Origin of the sequence: Shimia haliotis (assembly GCF_900114415.1) — a bacterium.
Lineage (GTDB): Bacteria > Pseudomonadota > Alphaproteobacteria > Rhodobacterales > Rhodobacteraceae > Shimia > Shimia haliotis.
Genome location: NZ_FOSZ01000005.1, coordinates 198925 through 216315 on the forward strand (window position 1 = coordinate 198925; position 17391 = coordinate 216315).

Annotated in this window: 16 protein-coding genes; 7 read left to right on the top strand and 9 right to left on the bottom strand. The window is 59.1% G+C overall.

Annotated elements, in window-relative coordinates:
- Positions 1–221: 221 nt before the first annotated feature.
- Together BM069_RS13455 and BM069_RS13460 are read left to right on the top strand one after the other, a co-directional pair.
- On the top strand, positions 222–3356 hold the full coding sequence (locus tag BM069_RS13455; protein WP_093324396.1) for a valine--tRNA ligase: 3135 nt from the start codon (positions 222–224) through the stop codon (positions 3354–3356).
- Between the two features lie 40 nt (positions 3357–3396).
- The gene (locus tag BM069_RS13460; protein ID WP_093324397.1) at positions 3397–3723 is read left to right on the top strand and encodes a DnaJ family domain-containing protein; all 327 of its coding nucleotides are present in this window, start codon (positions 3397–3399) and stop codon (positions 3721–3723) included.
- Positions 3724–3801: 78 nt separating this feature from the next.
- On the opposite strand, the gene BM069_RS13465 is transcribed toward BM069_RS13460, so the two are convergent.
- On the bottom strand, positions 3802–4593 hold the full coding sequence (locus BM069_RS13465) for a crotonase/enoyl-CoA hydratase family protein (protein ID WP_093324399.1): 792 nt from the start codon (positions 4591–4593) through the stop codon (positions 3802–3804).
- A gap of 122 nt (positions 4594–4715) precedes the next feature.
- Between BM069_RS13465 and BM069_RS13470 the strand changes: the two genes are divergently transcribed.
- Positions 4716–5819, top strand: coding sequence for a pyridoxal phosphate-dependent aminotransferase (locus BM069_RS13470; protein WP_093324400.1), 1104 nt, complete (start codon positions 4716–4718; stop codon positions 5817–5819).
- A gap of 106 nt (positions 5820–5925) precedes the next feature.
- Positions 5926–6096 carry a hypothetical protein gene (locus tag BM069_RS19845; protein WP_170846746.1) on the top strand — a complete coding sequence of 57 codons (171 nt, stop codon included), beginning with the start codon at positions 5926–5928 and terminating at the stop codon, positions 6094–6096.
- Here the strand turns inward: BM069_RS19845 and BM069_RS13475 are convergent.
- Positions 6093–7289 carry a pyridoxal-phosphate-dependent aminotransferase family protein gene (locus BM069_RS13475; RefSeq protein WP_093324402.1) on the bottom strand — a complete coding sequence of 399 codons (1197 nt, stop codon included), beginning with the start codon at positions 7287–7289 and terminating at the stop codon, positions 6093–6095. The two genes, BM069_RS19845 and BM069_RS13475, sit on opposite strands and share 4 nt — an antisense overlap.
- 185 nt (positions 7290–7474) lie before the next feature.
- Between BM069_RS13475 and BM069_RS13480 the strand changes: the two genes are divergently transcribed.
- Both BM069_RS13480 and BM069_RS13485 read left to right on the top strand, forming a co-directional pair.
- Complete coding sequence (locus tag BM069_RS13480) at positions 7475–9301, top strand: ABC transporter ATP-binding protein (protein WP_093324616.1); 1827 nt, start codon at positions 7475–7477, stop codon at positions 9299–9301.
- A 75-nt stretch (positions 9302–9376) separates the two neighbouring features.
- Positions 9377–10492: a beta-ketoacyl-ACP synthase III gene (locus BM069_RS13485; protein WP_093324403.1), complete on the top strand. Its 1116-nt coding sequence runs from the start codon at positions 9377–9379 to the stop codon at positions 10490–10492.
- Positions 10493–10875: 383 nt separating this feature from the next.
- On the opposite strand, the gene BM069_RS13490 is transcribed toward BM069_RS13485, so the two are convergent.
- Complete coding sequence (locus BM069_RS13490; protein WP_139216205.1) at positions 10876–11694, bottom strand: helix-turn-helix transcriptional regulator; 819 nt, start codon at positions 11692–11694, stop codon at positions 10876–10878.
- Between the two features lie 71 nt (positions 11695–11765).
- A complete protein-coding gene (locus BM069_RS13495) occupies positions 11766–12224 on the bottom strand; it encodes a hypothetical protein (protein ID WP_093324406.1) in 459 nt (152 codons plus the stop codon).
- A 350-nt stretch (positions 12225–12574) separates the two neighbouring features.
- On the opposite strand from BM069_RS13495, the gene BM069_RS13500 reads away from it, so the two are divergent.
- Positions 12575–13165: a thymidine kinase gene (locus BM069_RS13500; protein WP_093324408.1), complete on the top strand. Its 591-nt coding sequence runs from the start codon at positions 12575–12577 to the stop codon at positions 13163–13165.
- Positions 13166–13224: 59 nt separating this feature from the next.
- Here the strand turns inward: BM069_RS13500 and BM069_RS13505 are convergent, their stop codons facing one another.
- From BM069_RS13505 to BM069_RS13525, 5 genes are all read right to left on the bottom strand, one after another.
- Positions 13225–14178, bottom strand: a complete 954-nt coding sequence (locus BM069_RS13505) for a 2-hydroxyacid dehydrogenase (protein ID WP_244503623.1) — start codon at positions 14176–14178, stop codon at positions 13225–13227.
- Entirely contained in the window at positions 14175–14513 is a 339-nt protein-coding gene (locus BM069_RS13510; protein ID WP_093324409.1) for a tRNA-binding protein, read from the bottom strand. The genes BM069_RS13505 and BM069_RS13510 overlap by 4 nt, the downstream gene beginning before the upstream one ends.
- Positions 14506–15321 carry a pyrroline-5-carboxylate reductase gene (gene proC / locus BM069_RS13515; protein WP_093324411.1) on the bottom strand — a complete coding sequence of 272 codons (816 nt, stop codon included), beginning with the start codon at positions 15319–15321 and terminating at the stop codon, positions 14506–14508. The genes BM069_RS13510 and proC overlap by 8 nt, the downstream gene beginning before the upstream one ends.
- A 32-nt stretch (positions 15322–15353) precedes the next feature.
- On the bottom strand, positions 15354–15854 hold the full coding sequence (locus BM069_RS13520; RefSeq protein WP_093324412.1) for a type III secretion system chaperone family protein: 501 nt from the start codon (positions 15852–15854) through the stop codon (positions 15354–15356).
- A 300-nt stretch (positions 15855–16154) separates the two neighbouring features.
- Positions 16155–17390 (bottom strand): efflux RND transporter periplasmic adaptor subunit, encoded by a 1236-nt coding sequence (locus BM069_RS13525; protein WP_093324414.1) that lies wholly within the window; start codon positions 17388–17390, stop codon positions 16155–16157.
- Between the last annotated feature and the right edge of the window lies 1 nt (position 17391).

The window sequence follows — 17391 nt, forward strand, 5'->3', positions numbered from 1 at the left end:
TTTACGGCACCAAAGTTAACAAATCCTTGCTACTTCTCTTTGACGGCAAAGACCCAATTGACTAGCCCACCGCCTCTAGCGCTTTTGCATCACCGAACGGCCATGGTAAACTTGAGCCACCAACCGCCGCTTCGCGCTTCCCCTTTGGGCCTGTGCGCGTTAGAGACATGCCCGACTGAGAAACACGATCACAAGACCGATCACACCGAGGATCAAGACCGATGGCGATGGAAAAGACCTTCAACGCGGCCGAGGCCGAGAGCCGGCTCTATGACGCATGGGAAAAAGCGGGCTGCTTCAGCGCAGGCGCGAATGCAAAACCCGGCGCGTCCACCTATTGTATCATGATCCCCCCGCCCAACGTCACCGGCGTTCTGCACATGGGCCATGCGTTCAACAACACGCTTCAGGACATCCTGATGCGCTGGAAACGTATGCAGGGATTTGACACCCTCTGGCAGCCAGGCACCGATCACGCAGGCATCGCCACCCAGATGGTTGTCGAGCGCAAGCTGGCCGAGACCCAACAACCTTCGCGCCGCGAGTTGGGCCGCGAGAAATTCCTCGAAAAAGTCTGGGAGTGGAAAGGCGAGAGCGGCGGCATCATCGTCAATCAGCTCAAACGCCTCGGCGCCTCCTGCGATTGGGACCGCGAAGCCTTCACCATGTCCGGCGCGCCCGGCGCACCCGAAGACGTGGCTGGCGGCAACTTCCACGATGCCGTGCTCAAGGTCTTTGTCGATATGTACAACAAGGGCCTCATCTATCGCGGCAAGCGCCTCGTGAACTGGGACCCGCATTTTGAAACCGCGATCTCCGACCTCGAAGTGGAAAACATCGAAGTCGCCGGCCACATGTGGCACTTCAAATACCCGCTCGCCGGTGGCGCGACCTACACCTATGTCGAGAAAGACGAAGACGGCAACGTCACGCTGGAAGAAGAGCGCGACTACATCTCTATCGCAACCACCCGCCCCGAAACCATGCTGGGCGACGGCGCGGTGGCGGTGCATCCGTCGGATGAACGCTATGCGCCTATCGTGGGCAAGCTCTGTGAAATTCCGGTTGGCCCCAAAGAGCACCGCCGCCTGATCCCGATCATCACCGACGAATACCCCGACAAAGACTTCGGCTCCGGTGCTGTGAAGATCACCGGCGCGCATGATTTCAACGACTATCAGGTCGCCAAGCGCGGCGGAATCCCGATGTATCGCCTGATGGACACCAAAGGCGCGATGCGCGCGGACGGCGACAACTACGAAGCCGCCGCAACCATCGCCATGGCCGTCGCCAAGGGTGAGCGCACCCTGACGGAAAACGAAGCCGACGCGGTCAACCTCGTGCCCGACGACCTGCGCGGTCTGGACCGGTTCGAAGCCCGCAAGCTGGTGGTGGAGCAGATCACGTCTGAAGGCCTCGCGGTGATGACCACCGAGACGCAGAAAGACGAAGACGGCAACGAGATCGAAGTCTCCGTGCCTTACGTTGAAAACAAGCCGATCCAGCAGCCGTTTGGCGACCGCTCCAAAGTGGTCATCGAACCGATGCTGACCGACCAATGGTTCGTGGACGCCGAGAAAGTTGTCGGCCCCGCGCTAGATGCTGTGCGCGACGGCACCGTGAAAATCCTGCCGGAGTCGGGCGAGAAAACCTACTACCACTGGCTGGAAAACATCGAGCCCTGGTGCATTTCCCGCCAGCTCTGGTGGGGGCATCAGATCCCGGTGTGGTACGGGCTGGATCTCTCCGCCGAAGACTTCAAGGATGATGAAAACGATGGCGCGCTCGATCTTGTCGAGATGGGCCGTCTGCTTGGAGAAGGCGGCATGCTTCATCGCGAGAATGTCTCTCATTGCGCGGCCAGCTTTGCCGAGGTCGAATCCGGCTTCCTTGATGACAACGCCAACATTCCGGCGCCGCTGAGCCACGCGCAGGTCATCGAAGTGTCCGACAAACACGAGGCCATCCACCGCCTCGGGGAAAGCCTCGCACAATATGTGATCGACCAAGATCCGCTGAAACTGGTCTATCCCGTCTGGCGCGACCCCGACGTGCTCGACACATGGTTCTCCTCCGGCCTCTGGCCCATCGGTACACTCGGCTGGCCTGACCAGACGCCAGAGCTGGAAAAATATTTCCCGACTTCCACTCTGGTCACCGGTCAGGACATCCTGTTCTTCTGGGTCGCGCGTATGATGATGATGCAGTTGGCTGTTGTGGATCAGATCCCGTTCGACACCGTCTATCTGCATGGCCTCGTGCGCGACGCCAAAGGCAAGAAGATGTCCAAATCCACCGGCAACGTCATGGACCCGCTGGAGATCATTGACGAATACGGCGCCGACGCGCTGCGCTTCTCCTCGGCCGCTATGGCCGCACTTGGTGGCGTTCTGAAACTCGACATGCAGCGTATCGCGGGCTACCGCAACTTCGGCACCAAGCTCTGGAACGCTGCGCGCTTTGCCGAGATGAACGAGGTCTTTGCCGACGACGTGACCGCATGGTCCGGCGAGAAACTGACGCAAACCGCCAACCTCTGGATCGTGGGTGAAACCGCCAAGGTCCGCGAAGAGGTCGACGCGGCGCTGGAAAGCTTCCGCTTCAACGACGCGGCCTCCGCGCTTTATGCCTTTGTCTGGGGCAAGGTCTGCGACTGGTATCTGGAATTCTCCAAGCCGCTCTTTGGCTCCGTCGACGCAGCGGCTGTGGCCGAAACCAAAGCCACCATGCGTTGGGTCATCGACCAATGTCTGATCCTCTTGCACCCGATCATGCCCTTCATCACCGAAGAGCTTTGGGGCGAATTGGGGGATCGCGAAAAGATGCTGGTACACGCTGAGTGGCCTACCTACTCGTCGGCCGATTTCGTGACTGCCGAGGCCGACCGCGAGATGAACTGGGTCATTTCCGTGATCGACCAGATCCGCTCCGTGCGCGCGCAAATGGGTGTGAATGCTGGTGCCAAAATCGACGTGGTGGTCAGCGACATCACTGATCAGAACCGCGACGCTTTCAAACGCAACGAGGCGCTGATCTTCAAAATCGCCCGCGTGGTGTCCCTCGAAGAAGTTGAAACCTTCCCCAAAGGCACGGCAACCGTGGCCGTGGATGGCGCAACCTTTGGTCTACCACTGGCTGACATCATCGACATCGACGCCGAAAAAGCCCGCCTTGAAAAGGGTTTGGGCAAACTCGCCAAGGAACTCGGCGGACTGCGCGGCCGTCTGAACAACCCCAAATTCGTGGCCTCGGCACCGGATGAAGTGGTCGAAGAAGCCCGCGCAAACCTTGCCGCACGCGAGGAAGAAGAGGCCAAGATCAAAGCCGCTCTGCAAAAACTTGCCGAGCTGGACTGAGATCTTTGAAGTCGGGGTGTGTCATACCTAGGTACTGGATATGACACACTCTATTTCATCCCTCATCGAACGGCAGATGCTCAAGGCGCAAGCCGAGGGGCAGCTGGACAACATCTCCGGCGCGGGCAAACCGCTGCCGAGAAAATACGTCACAGAAACCGGCATGGCATCGGTCAGCAGCACGATCAAGGCCGGCATGGGCGTGCCCCGCAGACAGGGACCGCTCAAGGAACAGCTCGCCGAAGCGCGAAAATCGCTTCAGGACACCACTGATCCGGAAAAGAAAAAGGCATTGGTGGCCGAGATCGCCAAGCTCGAGCTGGCCTACAACATCGAGCGCGAGGCCTACCTCAACTTCATGAAATAGACGACGCCCGAAGGCGCCCTTCCTGTTGCTGCAAATACCTCGGGGGCGCGGGGGCTGGCCCCCGCTTCCGACCGATCGTCAGTCAAACACAGGCGCGCGTTTCTGCATGTTGGCCATGATGACTTCCATCTGATGCGGTTTGCCGATCAAAGTCGCCTGCAAGCGGCTCTCTTCCAACAACACAGCGTCAGGGTCGTGCATGTTGTCTTCGGCAAACCCGATCAGCGCCTTGGCTGCCCGGATGGCCGAGGGGCTCTTGCCCGCAATTTCTTCGGCCAGCGCCATCGCCGCCGCCAGCGGGTCCTCGGTGATCTCGGTCACAAGCCCCCACTCCAGCGCCTGCTCCGCCACAAAGGGTTCCGCGGTATAGGTCAAGCGACGCAGAACATCAGAGCGTGTCAGATGCGGCAGCAAGGCCATGCCGCCCATATCCGGCACGATGCCCCATTTCATTTCCATGATCGAAAACTTGGTGCCCGGCGCCGCAAAGCGCACATCCGCGCCCAGCGCGATCTGGAACCCGCCGCCGTAAGCCACGCCCTGAAGCGCACAGATCACCGGCATCGGCAACTTGCGCCACACAAGCGGCACCTGCTGGAACAGGTTGGCATTGCAGTGGGTGCGCGGCATCAACATCTCTTCAGGGTCTTTGCCCGCCATCGCACCAAAGCTCATCACATCAAGCCCGGCGCAGAACGAAGCGCCCTCGCCCGACAGCACGACAACCCGCACATCATCGCGCCCCATCAAGCTCTCGCCTGCCGCCGCAATCGCGTCCAGCATCTCGGGGTCCAGCGCATTCATCTTATCCCCGCGGGTCAGGGTTACGCGCGCGATGTGGTTTTCAACTTCGATAGATACGCGGCTCATGGCCAGCCTCCTCAGAATTCCGATCTCTCGCAGACTACTCTTCCCGCATAGCCAAGGAAATCCACCCTGACGTGAGGGCATTTCCCCTTGCTGCGCAGACGCCGTTGCGGCAGTTAATCCCTATGACCGGACCTCGCTTTACCAAACTCGCCCAATCCTTGCCAGCAACCGTGCCTTTTGTCGGCCCCGAAGCACAGGAGCGCGCTATGTCCCGTCCCTTTGCTGCGCGATTGGGGGCGAACGAAAATATCTTCGGTCCTTCCCCCAAGGCCATTGCCGCAATGGAACAGGCCGCAAGCGACATCTGGATGTACGCCGACCCCGAAAGCCATGAGTTGCGCACCGCGCTGGCCGATTTCCACGGTGTCACCCCGCAAAACATCGTTGTGGGCGAAGGCATTGACGGGCTGCTCGGCTATCTGGTGCGCCTGCTCATCGAGCAGGGCGACACCGTTGTGACTTCTGATGGCGCTTATCCAACCTTCAACTATCACGTCGCGGGCTTTGGTGGTGTGCTCCACAAAGTGCCCTACCGCGACGACGCCGAAGACCTGCCCGCATTGCTCGCTAAAGCCGCCGAGGTCGATGCCAAGCTGGTCTATTTCGCCAACCCCGACAATCCGATGGGCAGCTGGTTCACCGGCGAAGACATTGTCGCACACCTCGACATGATCCCCGAGGGCTGTGTGCTGCTGCTGGATGAGGCCTACATCGAACTCGCCCCCGAAGGCGCCGCGGCACCGGTTGACATCAACGACCCGCGCGTGATCCGCATGCGCACTTTCTCCAAAGGCTACGGCATGGCCGGTGCCCGCATCGGCTATGCGCTTGGCGAGACCGGCTTCATCCGCGCCTTTGAAAAAATCCGCAACCATTTCGGCCTGAACCGCGCTGCACAGGCCGGCGCGCTGGCCGCCCTGCAAGACGCCGGGTGGCTTGCCAGTACGCAGGCCAATGTTGCCGAGGCGCGCGACACCATCACAGGCATCGCCGAAAAACACGGCCTCAAGGCCCTGCCAAGCGCCACCAACTTTGTCGCCATCGACTGTGGCCGCGACGGCGCCTTTGCCAAGGCCGTTCTGGACGGTTTGGTGGCGCGTGGCGTCTTTGTGCGCATGCCGTTTGTCGCACCGCAAAACCGCTGCATCCGGCTGAGTTGTGGCCCTGCTGACGCGCTGGCTTTGTTTGACGCGGCACTAAAAGATGTGCTGGCCGAGCTGGGCTAGTCACCTAATACCCGCTCTGCACATTGCCGCGCGCACGCGCCTCACGCACTTGTGGCACCAAAACGCATCATTCCACGCTACACTCCCCGTTGAAGGGAGTGCAGCCATGTCCAGTCCGGTCAACCGCGTTGAAAACTACACCACCACCTGCCTCGTGCTGGGGCTGGTAAATCTTCTTTGGATTTTCGCCGCAATCTGGGCGCTCTTCGGTTTCGTGTGGGTGCTCTTCACGGGTTGGGTTCTGAACCTCGGCATCACCCGCCTCGCCCGACGCTAAGCGCTGGCGATCACATCCGCCGCCGCCTCAAGCGCGCCCGAGCCGTGCGGGATATCCAGCACCCGCATACCTGTCTGCACCGTGGCCAGCATGCCAAGGATCATCTGTGCGTTGACGTGCCCCATGTGACCAAATCGGAAAAACCCGTCGCCCTTGGGATCGTCTTGCGTGCTCATGCCCAGCCCGATGCCAAGCGTCAGCCCTGCCTGATCCTGACACCACCGCCGCAAGCGCGTGCCGTGTTCCTTACCGATCCGCAACGACGTCACCGCATGGCTGCGCGCCGCCACATCTGGAATATTCAACTCAAAGGGCCCGCCCGTGGCCCAGGCATCGCCTGCCGCCCAAATCGTCCGCGCCAGCACCTCATGCCGACGCCAAACAGCCTCCAGACCTTCGTCTTTGATCATATCCAGGGCCACACGCAATCCGTACAAATGATGCGTCGGCGCGGTGCCGCAAAAGAGTTGATAGTAAAACTCCGGATTGGCCCGTGGTACCCAATCCCAATATTTGCTGACCCGCTCCTGTTGCGCCCTGACCGCCTGCGCCCTGTCGTTGAAAAACACGAAAGCCATGCCCGGCGGCACCATAAGCCCTTTTTGGCTCGCGGCGACCATCACATCGACGCCCCAAGCATCCATCTCGAACCGGTCACACCCCAATGAGGCGATACAATCCGCCATCAACAGGGCCGGATGCCCCACGGCATCCATCGCGACCCGAATGGCGGCAATGTCACTTTTGGCCGATGTCGAAGTGTCGACATGCACCGCCAGTACCGCCTTGATCTTGTGATCCTTGTCGGCAGCCAGCGCCTCGGCAACCCGCGCCGGATCAATCGCACCGCGTCGGCCGAAATCCACCACGTCCGTCTCGATCCCCCGCCCTGCGGCGACATCGCTCCATCCCAGCCCGAAAGATCCCGCGACCGGCACCAGAACCTTGTCCCCTGCCGACAGCACATTTGCCAAAGACGCTTCCCACACGGCATGGCCGTTGCCGATATAGATCGCCGCATCGTGCGCTGTGCCCGCGACCATCTTCAGGTCCGGTAACAGCCCATGGGTCAAATCAATCAGCTCGCCCTCATAGATGTTGGGCGCCCCCCGATGCATCGCCCTCAACACAGCCTCAGGCATCACCGATGGGCCCGGAATCGCCAGATACCCCTGTCCGTGCGCTAGCGTCATTTTCAAAACTCCCTCTGCTCCAACGCCAGACACTACGCCCCCGCACGGCGGCGTCAATCCGCCTCACGCCAGTTTGCGCTAGCCTCACCCCGCACCGCGCGGTAAACCCGAAACATCGGACACTATCAAAGGCTCCGCCCGTGGACACACCCAAGGCCCTGCCCGAAACCAAAGCCTGGCCGCTGATGCGCTGGCTCTGGTCCGGATATCTAAACAAATACAAATGGTTGCTTTTGGCCGCTGCCATATTGATGGCTCTAGAGGGCGGCTCACTTGGTGCTTTCAGCTATATGATGAAGCCCATGTTTGACACGGCGTTTGCCACCGGCAACAGCGGTGCTTTGTTTTCAGTGTCACTGGTGTTTGGCGGAATTTTCCTGCTTCGGGGCGTCACAAGTGTCTGTCACAAAATCCTGATGGCCACGGTGTCGCAAAAATCGAGCGCCGATCTGCGCATGGATTTGGTTAGCAACCTCATGGTGCAAGACAACGCCTTTCACCAAACCCACCCACCGGGTCATCTGATTCAGCGCGTGCAGGCAGATGTGCAATCCATCAACGGTGTTTGGGCCGCGTTCATCACCGGCGCAGGCCGCGACGTGATCGCCCTGTTTTCCTTGATCGGTGTCGCGCTCTCAATTGACTGGGTCTGGACGCTTGTGGCCCTTGTCGGCATTCCGATCCTCATACTGCCGGCCCTTGTGGCGCAACGTTTCGTGCGCCGCCGCGCCCGCGAAGCCCGCGACCTTGGCGCCGACATTTCCACCCGCTTGGACGAAATCTTTCACGGCATTGTGCCAACAAAGCTGAACCGGTTGGAAGCCTACCAGTCCGAACGGTTCCGCCGTGACACAAAATCGCTGGTCAAGGCCCAGATCAAATCCACCGCCGGCACCTCGTCCATCTCCGGCATGGTCGATTTCACCGCCGGTCTCGGCGTGTTCTGCGTTCTGCTTTATGGCGGTTCCGAAATTGTATCCGGCGAAAAAACCGTGGGCGAATTCATGGCCTTTTTCACCGCGATGGGGATGATGTTTGAACCGCTGCGGCGCCTCGCAGGCATCACCGGCCTCTGGCAGGTCGCGGCCGCAGCCATCGAACGGCTCAAGGAATTGATGGAGCTCAAACCCACCATCACCGATCCCGTCAAAGCCAAACCGGCGCCCGCTGGCGTTCCCGAACTGAAACTGGACGGCGTAAAGCTCTCCTATGGCGACACCGCCGTTCTGCAAGGCGCCACCTTCACGGCCGAGGCTGGCAAAACCACGGCCATTGTCGGCGCGTCAGGCGCTGGCAAATCCACGATCTTCAATGTTCTCACACGCCTCGTGGACCCGCAAAAAGGTACCGTCACTCTTCAGGGGGTGAACAACCGCGATCTGACGTTGAACGACCTGCGCAATCAGTTCTCCGTGGTCAGTCAGGAAGCACTGCTGTTTGACGAGACCGTGCGTGAAAACATCCTTCTGGGCCGCGAAGACGTGTCTGAAGAAGACCTGAAAAAAGTGCTCGACGCCGCCCATGTGTCCGACTTCCTGCCCAAACTGGCCAAAGGTCTGGACACAGAGGTCGGCCCGCGTGGCTCAAACCTGTCCGGCGGTCAACGTCAGAGGGTGGTGATCGCCCGTGCCCTGCTGCGCAACACACCTATTTTGTTGCTCGACGAAGCGACCTCCGCGCTCGACACAAAGTCCGAAACCGTAGTGCAAAAGGCGCTCGACAAACTCTCCAAGGGCCGCACAACGCTGGTGATCGCACATCGCCTGTCCACCGTGCGTGAGGCCGACAAGATCGTTGTCATGGACAAGGGCGCGGTCGTTGATCAAGGCACCCACGAAGAACTGCTGGCGCGCGGCGGTGTCTACGCTGAACTGCATCGCTTGCAGTTCAACACCGAGGGCGCCACAGCCGAGCAGCAGGCGCTGCATCCGGTGCCCGCAATCGCCGCCGGCTCTGCCGAGCCACGCCCTGGCATCTTGGGGCGTATCTTCGGTGGATGGTTGCGCAATTAACCCAGGGGAAACTCTTGACCTTTCGGGCGGTTTGAGTGCTTGCTGCCTGCCACCAGATCTGCGAGGGGAAGCGATATGTTTAAGCCAGCCATCACCGGCACCGGTGTTTTCACACCCGAACAAGTCATCACCAACGATGAACTGGTCGAAAGCTTCAACGCCTACGCAGACAAAATGAACGCGCAAAACGCCGAGGCCATCGCCGCCGGCGAAATGGAGCCGCTGCCGCATTCCTCCTCGGAATTCATCTTCAAGGCCTCCGGCATCGAACAGCGGCACGTTCTGGACAAATCCGGCGTGCTTGATCCCGACGTGATGCACCCCACATTGCGCCAGCGGTCTGACGACGAACCTGGTGTTATGACCGAAATGGCCGTTGATGCCTGCGGCAAAGCGCTTGCACAGGCGGGCCTGACCGGTGCCGACATCGATCTCGTGATCTGCGCAGCCTCAAACATGGAACGCGCCTATCCGGCTGTCGCCATCGAAATCCAGAAAGAACTCGGCGCAAACGGATTTGCCTTTGACATGAACGTCGCCTGCTCATCAGCCACCTTCGGCATTCAAGCCGCCGCAGACATGGTGCGCTCGGGCTCTGTGCGCCGCGCCATCGTCGTGAACCCCGAAATTTGCTCCGGCCACCTGGAATGGCGCGACCGTGACTGCCACTTCATCTTTGGAGACGTCGCCACTGCCACCGTGATCGAACGCTCTGAGGACGCCAAAGGCGACCACTTCGAAATCATTTCGACCCGTTGTGCCACGCAATTCTCCAACAACATCCGCAACAACAACGGCTTCCTGCGCCGCTCGCGTCCCGACGGCGTTGCCGACCGGCGCGACATGCAGTTCATGCAAAACGGCCGTAAAGTGTTCAAAGAGGTTGTCCCAATGGTGTCGGCCCATATGCTGAGCCACCTCGACGCCGAAGACGTGACCAACGTGCGCCGCCTGTGGCTGCATCAGGCCAACAAGTCGATGAACGACTTTATCGGCAAAAAGGTCATGGGCAGAACACCTGAGGCCGGCGAACAGCCCAACATCTTGCAAGACTACGCCAACACCTCATCCGCGGGCTCAATCATCGCTTTCTCTAAGTATTCCGATGACTTGCAGCCCGGAGACTATGGCATGATCTGCTCCTTCGGGGCCGGTTACTCTGTCGGGTCCGTGCTGGTGCGTCGCCACTGAGTCGCCCGCCACGCCGGTAAGATTTCCGCCTCGGCCGCTCAATCAAACCTGATGTGAATTACAGTCACACATTGGATACCTGTCAAAATTATCAGTTATTCAAGCGCGTATTGTGACTGAACTTTAACAGACTCCTTCATGTTCCTGCGCTAGCATTGTCTATGGAAGGTGCTGGCACTGCATAGCGTTGCTTCCCCAGGCGACCCGTAGGATCAGGCCCGGTTTTGGGAATTTTCCGCGACCCCCTTCTGCTCTGTGCAGTCCCGTGCAGAGGTTGTTGCACACACCCGTGCACTTGTTCCTGTATGTCTTTTTATGACGTGAGGGTGCCTCGGCTCGTCCGGGGCACCCTTATTTTGTCCCGCCGACATGCGCCGTAGCCACTATGTCTCCTCGGGGTCTCTGCGCCGGAATCGGCCCTTGCCTTGTGGCGAGACGCCCATCTCCACAAGCACTATCGGCTCCCCTTGGCGCTCGCGGCTCAGCGGGTCAGGCACCAGCCCGACACTCATAGCCAAAGCCGCAAGATCGGCCCGATTGTTCAATCCTGTTTTTGCCAGAATGTTGTTCATCCGCTGCCGCACAGCCGACACCGTCACGCCCAGCCGCTCGGCAATCACCTTGTCTTGCAATCCGGCGCCAATCATCTCAAGCAACTCCCGCTGCTTTTCTGAAATCCGGTTCCGGTCGATAAATTCGGCCGCAAAATGGGCCTGATAGTGTTGAAACCCCATCGTCGCCACGGTGTTCAACACCCATCCATGGGTCTGAATGATCCGCTTCATGTCGCGCTTGCTGTGATCGCCCGAGAAAGTGATCACAGAGGCCTGAGGCGGCGCATGCGCCCGAAGCGGAATAGAAAAGCCGGCCCGAATTCCACGACGCGCCGCTTCCTCTAGCACCTGATATCGAGCTTGCGGAATGTGCATATATTCGTCGATGAATTCCAATCCCACGGCAATCGGAGTCAGGTGGTTAACGGCATGCGTCCGGAAGTAGGACCATTTCAAAACTTCGGGGTCAGAATTATACGCATTCAGCCAACTTGAATCGTAAGACGTGCGAACAAAAAGAGTGCGGCGCCAATCGGCATAATTGTCCGCCGAAATAAAATCTACAAATGGCAGGTTAAGCGTGCGTCCAACACCAACAATCAGCGCCCAGACCTCGGCAGAGCTGTTGGTGCTCTCCAAGTCGACCAAAAAGGTATGCAGCAGTTCCGGGGTATGGCGCTCGGCCAAAAACAGCGGTCGGCGCGTACTGTGCTCAGGGCTCAGACAGTTTCCTCCTCAAGGTGCAACTTCATGTCCACCAACACTTGCTGCAACGCCACAGTCTCCCGCAACAACCGCTTGGCCTCGCTGACCGTGATAATGCCATCCTCAATCGACTGGCTGTATTCAGCCATCAACACGGCAAACCGTTGGCTCAGTGCAATGACGTCCGCGTTCACGCCCCCCGTGTCCTCAGAGTTCCTTCTGCGGTCATCGTGGTTGATCGTATTTCCCTTGAGTTCGGCCAAAGCCGAAGTCACATGCGGATAAGACGAGGCCTCTTCCAACGCCGCAACCGCGTCGATTGGCATGAAGCGGTCCAAATGTTCATCGTGAGAAGAATAATACCGGCCCAAAGTCGCCTTGGACTTTCCGGTCAATTCACACGCCGCCTCAATGCCGACATCCTTGACCAAGGCCTCGGTATGCTTCTTGAGATAGCTGCCTACAACACTCATTACACCTGCTCCGTTCTCCGGCTTTCCCAATTACAGGGGAATGCGCCAAGTCTTTTCCCATTAAAGACTTACTCTGAATTTGTCATTTGAAAAAGACCGGATGCAAACGTCCGGATTGACGAGTTGAAAGTTTATCGCAAAGGGGCTGGCTCCGGCACAAACCGATCTGTCCATCGGTGCCCCTAGCCTCCTCGGCCGCACGGCCCGGTCCAATCCATCCCCAAAGGTCAAGGCCTTTACGGAGCGGAAAGTGCAACCAAGTGTCGAGGCGGGACGGGAATTGAAAAATTTCCGTCCCGTTTTGCGTTCAGTCTTGCGAGCCACCTCACCAACGCTTTATCACCTCGCCCATGGCCAAACTCTACTTTCACTACTCGACCATGAACGCCGGCAAATCGACGGTGCTTCTGCAAGCGTCCCACAACTACCGCGAACGCGGCATGCACACCTATTTGCTGACCGCGCGATTTGACAACCGTGCGGGTGCTGGAAAAATCGCCAGCCGCATCGGCATCGAGGCCGACGCCGACACCTTTGACGAAACCAGTGACTTGTTCGCGCAAATCCGCGACCAACTTGCGGCGGATCCCTTCACCTGCGTGTTCATCGACGAAGCGCAATTCCTGACACAGGATCAGGTCTGGCAACTGGCCCGCGTGGTGGACGACCTCAAGGTGCCGATCATGTGCTACGGCCTGCGGGTGGACTTTCAAGGCCACCTCTTCCCCGGCTCTGCGGCGCTTCTGGCCTTGGCGGACGAAATGCGCGAAGTGCGCACGATCTGTCATTGCGGCAAGAAAGCCACCATGGTTGTCCGACAAGACGAACAAGGCAACGCGCTGCGCGAAGGCGCGCAGGTCCAGATCGGCGGCAACGAAACCTATGTCTCGCTCTGCCGCTACCACTGGCGCGAAGCAATGGATGATTTGCCCGACTGCTAAGACCACCGCAGACACCGACGCAATACCGACAAAATGCCGACGCTGTGCCGACCTGCCCGTCAGACCCTATTGGGCAGCGGTTTCTTCGCGGTAAAAGCCCTCAGGTTGTCCACCGCCATCAGGCCCATTTGCGTCCGAACCTCAAGCGCTGCCGTGCCCAGATGCGGAAGCAAAGTGACGTTGTCTAAGTCACGCAGGGCCTCCGGAACTTCGGGCTCAAATTCATAAACATCCAGCCCCGCTCCGCCTATGACACCGGCCTGCAAGGCCGCAACAAGCGCCTGTTCATCAACCACCTCGCCGCGCGAAATATTGATGAAATGCGCATGCGATTGCATCGCGGCAAACACATCCGCATCAAACAAATGGCGGGTATCTACTCCCCCGGGAACGGCGGCAACCACAACATCGGCGCGCGCGGCCATCTCGGCCAAGGACGTCACGCGCTCGGCGTCAAACGACAACTGTTTTTCTGAACGGTTCCAATACAGTACCTTCATGCCAAAGCCAAAATGGCACCGCTGCGCAATCGCCTGACCAATCCGCCCCATGCCCGCAATCGCCACAGTTTTCTGCGTCAGATGCATGCCCAACATCTGTGTCGGATGCCAGCCCTCCCATTGACCGGATCGCACCAACCGCTCACCTTCCGCAGCCCGTCGCGCGCTCATCAACATCAACGTCATCGCAATGTCTGCGGTCGCATCTGTCACGGCACCTGGGGTGTTTGTCACCTCCACCCCCGCAGCCCGCGCCGCAGAGACATCGATGTGGTTGAACCCAACACCAAAATTGGCAAGTAGCTTGCACCGTGGCTCCGGCACGTCCGCAAATACCGCGGCATCAAACGCATCACCCAAAGTGGGCAGGACCACGTCATATTCCGCCAACGCCGCCCGTAATTCCTCTTGGTCCAAAGGCAGCGTTTCCTGCCGAACCACCACGTCAAAAACCTGCCGCGCAGCCGTCACCACGACCTCTGGTAAAGGCCTTGAAATGAATAATTTTTTCAATGCATTCTCCCGCCGACCGGCACGTCTTTGTCGGGGCCGACTAGCACAATGTCCCCGTTCTCGTCGGGCAGTCCAAGCACCAGAATTTCGCTCATGAACTTGCCAATCTGGCGCGGCGGGAAATTCACGACCGCCATCACCTGCTTGCCGATCAACTGGTCTGGATCATAGTGTTTCGTGATCTGTGCCGAACTTTTGCGTTCGCCAAGCCCGTCGCCAAAATCCACCCAAAGCTTGATCGCGGGTTTTCGCGCCTCGGGATAAGGCTCCGCCCGTGTCACCGTGCCGACGCGAATGTCAACTTTCAGAAAGTCGTCAAAATCAATATCAGCCATTCGCCAGCTCCTTACTGCGCAGCGCCGCCGCGCCAACCGTTCGTTGCATCAGCGGCGGCAAACCGGATTGCGGATCCATCAATTCGTCCAACCCTGCCTGCGTCGTGCCGTTCGGACTTGTCACATTAATGCGCAGCTGCTCCGGCGTTTCTTCTGCAATCTCAGCCAACGCGCCCGCGCCTGCCACCGTTGCTTTCGCCAGCGCCATCGCCAGCTCGGCAGGCAACCCTTGTGCCTCGCCCGCAGCGGCCAATGTTTCAATCATATGAAAGACATAGGCCGGTCCGGATCCGCTGACGCCAGTCACCGCATCCATCTGCCCTTCGTGCTCTAGGCGAACCACCTGTCCCACCGCCTGAAGCAAACCCTCGGCGGCCCGCAATCCGATGTCGCCTGCGGGGCCGTTGCCTACAATGGCGGAGATACCCTTGCCAACTGCGGCGGGTGTGTTTGGCATGGCCCGCACGATGGGTGTCGCCGCGCCGAGCATCTGTTCATAGGTCGCAATCGAAATGCCGGCGGCCACTGACACAAACAGCGTATCGCCATTGCCCATCGCAGCCAGCGTCGGCAGAGCATCAGCCATCATCTGAGGCTTGACCGCAATGATCACAATAGCTGGCTGAGCCGGCAGATCAGCATTCACATGAACGCCGGAATTTTGCACAAAATCATTTGGGTACGGGTCTTTCACCCAAACCGAGGCGGCCGGAAGCCCGTCTGCCAGCCAGCCCTGTAACATCGCGGATCCCATCTTGCCGCATCCCAGCAAGACCAGCCCTTTGTCGGCGACCGTTTTCATGTCCATGATGGTTCCCCCTGTTCGTTTGGGGGAAAGTGTTACGCCCGCCCGTAGGCCTCTGCAATGGCAACCTGCATCGCGTCTTCCACCTTGCGATCGCCCCAGACAACCAGTTGGAACGCCGGATAAAACCGCTCGCATGCCTCAACCGCTGCACGGATCAACGTGTCAATCTGCTCGGGGCCGGCAATCTGCCCGCCAGTCAACGCAAGGCCGTAGCGATAAATCATCAGCTGTTGCTTGTGCCAATAGGTGAACGCACCGGTCCAACACTCATCGTTCACCGCATTCAGCGCTTCATAGAGCTGCGGCAGTTTTTCCTCGGGCGGCTCGTTTTCAAACGAACATACAAGGCGCAGCGTTTCGTCATATCCCGACCAGGCCAGTGTGATGGAATAGGTCTTCCACTGTCCCTCCACGGCCATGGCGATCTGATCGTCGGCGATACGGTCAAAGTTCCAATCATAGTGCGTTGCAATATGTTCGACGATGTCGATTGGATGCAGGTCTTCTTCAAGAAGATGTTCAGACAATGCCATAGCGCCACCTCGTTTTTTGCTGTGCGCTTAGGACGTGGCAGCATCCCTAACGCTTGGTGTCTGCTCTAGACCCTGTGGTCGTTCCCACGGATCTTACAACATATCGTGCTGCGCCGGTGCAGGCCTGTAAAGCAAAATATCTGTGGATAACGCAATAAGTTGTGGATTAAACTGATTTCAGTACAAGACGCAGTCTTTTCCTGCGCCCTCGCCCGCAAAAATCGGTCGAGACCGGAATTTTTCGCTAGAAATTAATTGGTTAACGCAAAAATGCGCCCCGACGCACCATGTTGTGCGCCATCAATTTGCGGTTCTTTGGGCGATTGTCGTGCCATCCATCAGACCCGCCGAGGGGTACAGAACCACGCGATCTCCTGCCGCAAGCCCGTCCAGAACCTGCGCCTCAAGTCCGTTATTGCGCCCGACCCGAACCGTGCGCAGCGCCGCAATCCCGTTCTCTCCGCCCACAAAAACCATCCACTTTCCGTCCTGCCTGAACAGCGCGCTGGACGGCACAATCAACGTGTCCTCGGCCTCCCAAACCACGATCCGCGTTTCAACCCGAAACCCGTGGCCCAACGTGCTCCAACTGTCAGGCTCACCCGCAAAACGGATCACCGCATTCACCCTCTGCTCTTCCACGCCCAGCGCGGAATGTTTTGTGAACCCCCACGGATCGATGCGTTCGACCACGCCTTCCAGATCCCCTTCGCCGCCCCAGTTTGTGATGATCACCCGATCGCCTATGGTCACACGCACCGCATCGGTGGACAGCAACTCCACGATCACCTCAAGGTCACTGGTCGTATCTCCGACTTCCAAGATTGGCGCGCCGGCGCCCAGCGTGGTTTCGCTTTTCTGTATCACCCGCAACACACGACCAGTGATCGGGGACGGCAACGAAATCGGGTTGGCCTCGGCACTCTGGGCAACGCCATAAAGTCCCTGATCGTCAAAGCTGATCAGCCGTGCCTCGGCGTTGTTCAAATCCGCCACCCGCATGGAAATCGCCGCCCGCGAGGTATCCACCGTGGCTTGTACCGCCTTCCATGTGCTTTCTGCCCGATCAAGCGCCGCCCGCGAAATCGTGTCCTGTTTGAACAATGCCCGCGCACGTTTCACGTCTTCCTCAGCCAGACCCCGATCAGCCAGCGCCTTGTTCAAATCCGCCTCCGACACGCGTAGGGCAGCCTCTGCCGCCGCAATCGCCGCCCGCGCCTGTTCCTTGGTGCGAATGTCCAACGCCGCCGGATTGATTGGCAGCATCTGCGCCACCACGGTCTTGCCTTCCTCAACAAAATCACCTGGCTCCAGCGACACCCGCATAAGCCGGCCGGCAATCGGGGTGGACACCACATAGGGATCCCGCACCTGCGTGCGCGCTTCCTCATCCACCGTCACCACCATCGGTCCGCGCGTCACCTCGCCAAGGTCCACCAACATAGGTTTGGGCCAGAACGCCGCCGCCAAAGCGCCGCCAATGGCCAACGCTGCCACAACCGTCAAAACCCGCCGTGATTGCCGTTTCTTCGCCATT

Excerpts from the sequence above, each read along its gene's own strand:
- proC (WP_093324411.1), bottom strand. The coding sequence starts at position 15,321 with ATGGACATGAAAACGGTCGCCGACAAAGGGCTGGTCTTGCTGGGATGC.
- BM069_RS13500 (WP_093324408.1), top strand. The coding sequence starts at position 12,575 with ATGGCCAAACTCTACTTTCACTACTCGACCATGAACGCCGGCAAATCG.
- BM069_RS13510 (WP_093324409.1), bottom strand. The coding sequence starts at position 14,513 with ATGGCTGATATTGATTTTGACGACTTTCTGAAAGTTGACATTCGCGTC.
- BM069_RS19845 (WP_170846746.1), top strand. The coding sequence starts at position 5,926 with ATGTCCAGTCCGGTCAACCGCGTTGAAAACTACACCACCACCTGCCTC.
- BM069_RS13470 (WP_093324400.1), top strand. The coding sequence starts at position 4,716 with ATGACCGGACCTCGCTTTACCAAACTCGCCCAATCCTTGCCAGCAACC.
- BM069_RS13520 (WP_093324412.1), bottom strand. The coding sequence starts at position 15,854 with ATGGCATTGTCTGAACATCTTCTTGAAGAAGACCTGCATCCAATCGAC.
- BM069_RS13495 (WP_093324406.1), bottom strand. The coding sequence starts at position 12,224 with ATGAGTGTTGTAGGCAGCTATCTCAAGAAGCATACCGAGGCCTTGGTC.
- BM069_RS13455 (WP_093324396.1), top strand. The coding sequence starts at position 222 with ATGGCGATGGAAAAGACCTTCAACGCGGCCGAGGCCGAGAGCCGGCTC.
- BM069_RS13525 (WP_093324414.1), bottom strand. The coding sequence starts at position 17,390 with ATGGCGAAGAAACGGCAATCACGGCGGGTTTTGACGGTTGTGGCAGCG.
- BM069_RS13485 (WP_093324403.1), top strand. The coding sequence starts at position 9,377 with ATGTTTAAGCCAGCCATCACCGGCACCGGTGTTTTCACACCCGAACAA.
- BM069_RS13465 (WP_093324399.1), bottom strand. The coding sequence starts at position 4,593 with ATGAGCCGCGTATCTATCGAAGTTGAAAACCACATCGCGCGCGTAACC.
- BM069_RS13460 (WP_093324397.1), top strand. The coding sequence starts at position 3,397 with ATGACACACTCTATTTCATCCCTCATCGAACGGCAGATGCTCAAGGCG.
- BM069_RS13480 (WP_093324616.1), top strand. The coding sequence starts at position 7,475 with ATGCGCTGGCTCTGGTCCGGATATCTAAACAAATACAAATGGTTGCTT.
- BM069_RS13475 (WP_093324402.1), bottom strand. The coding sequence starts at position 7,289 with ATGACGCTAGCGCACGGACAGGGGTATCTGGCGATTCCGGGCCCATCG.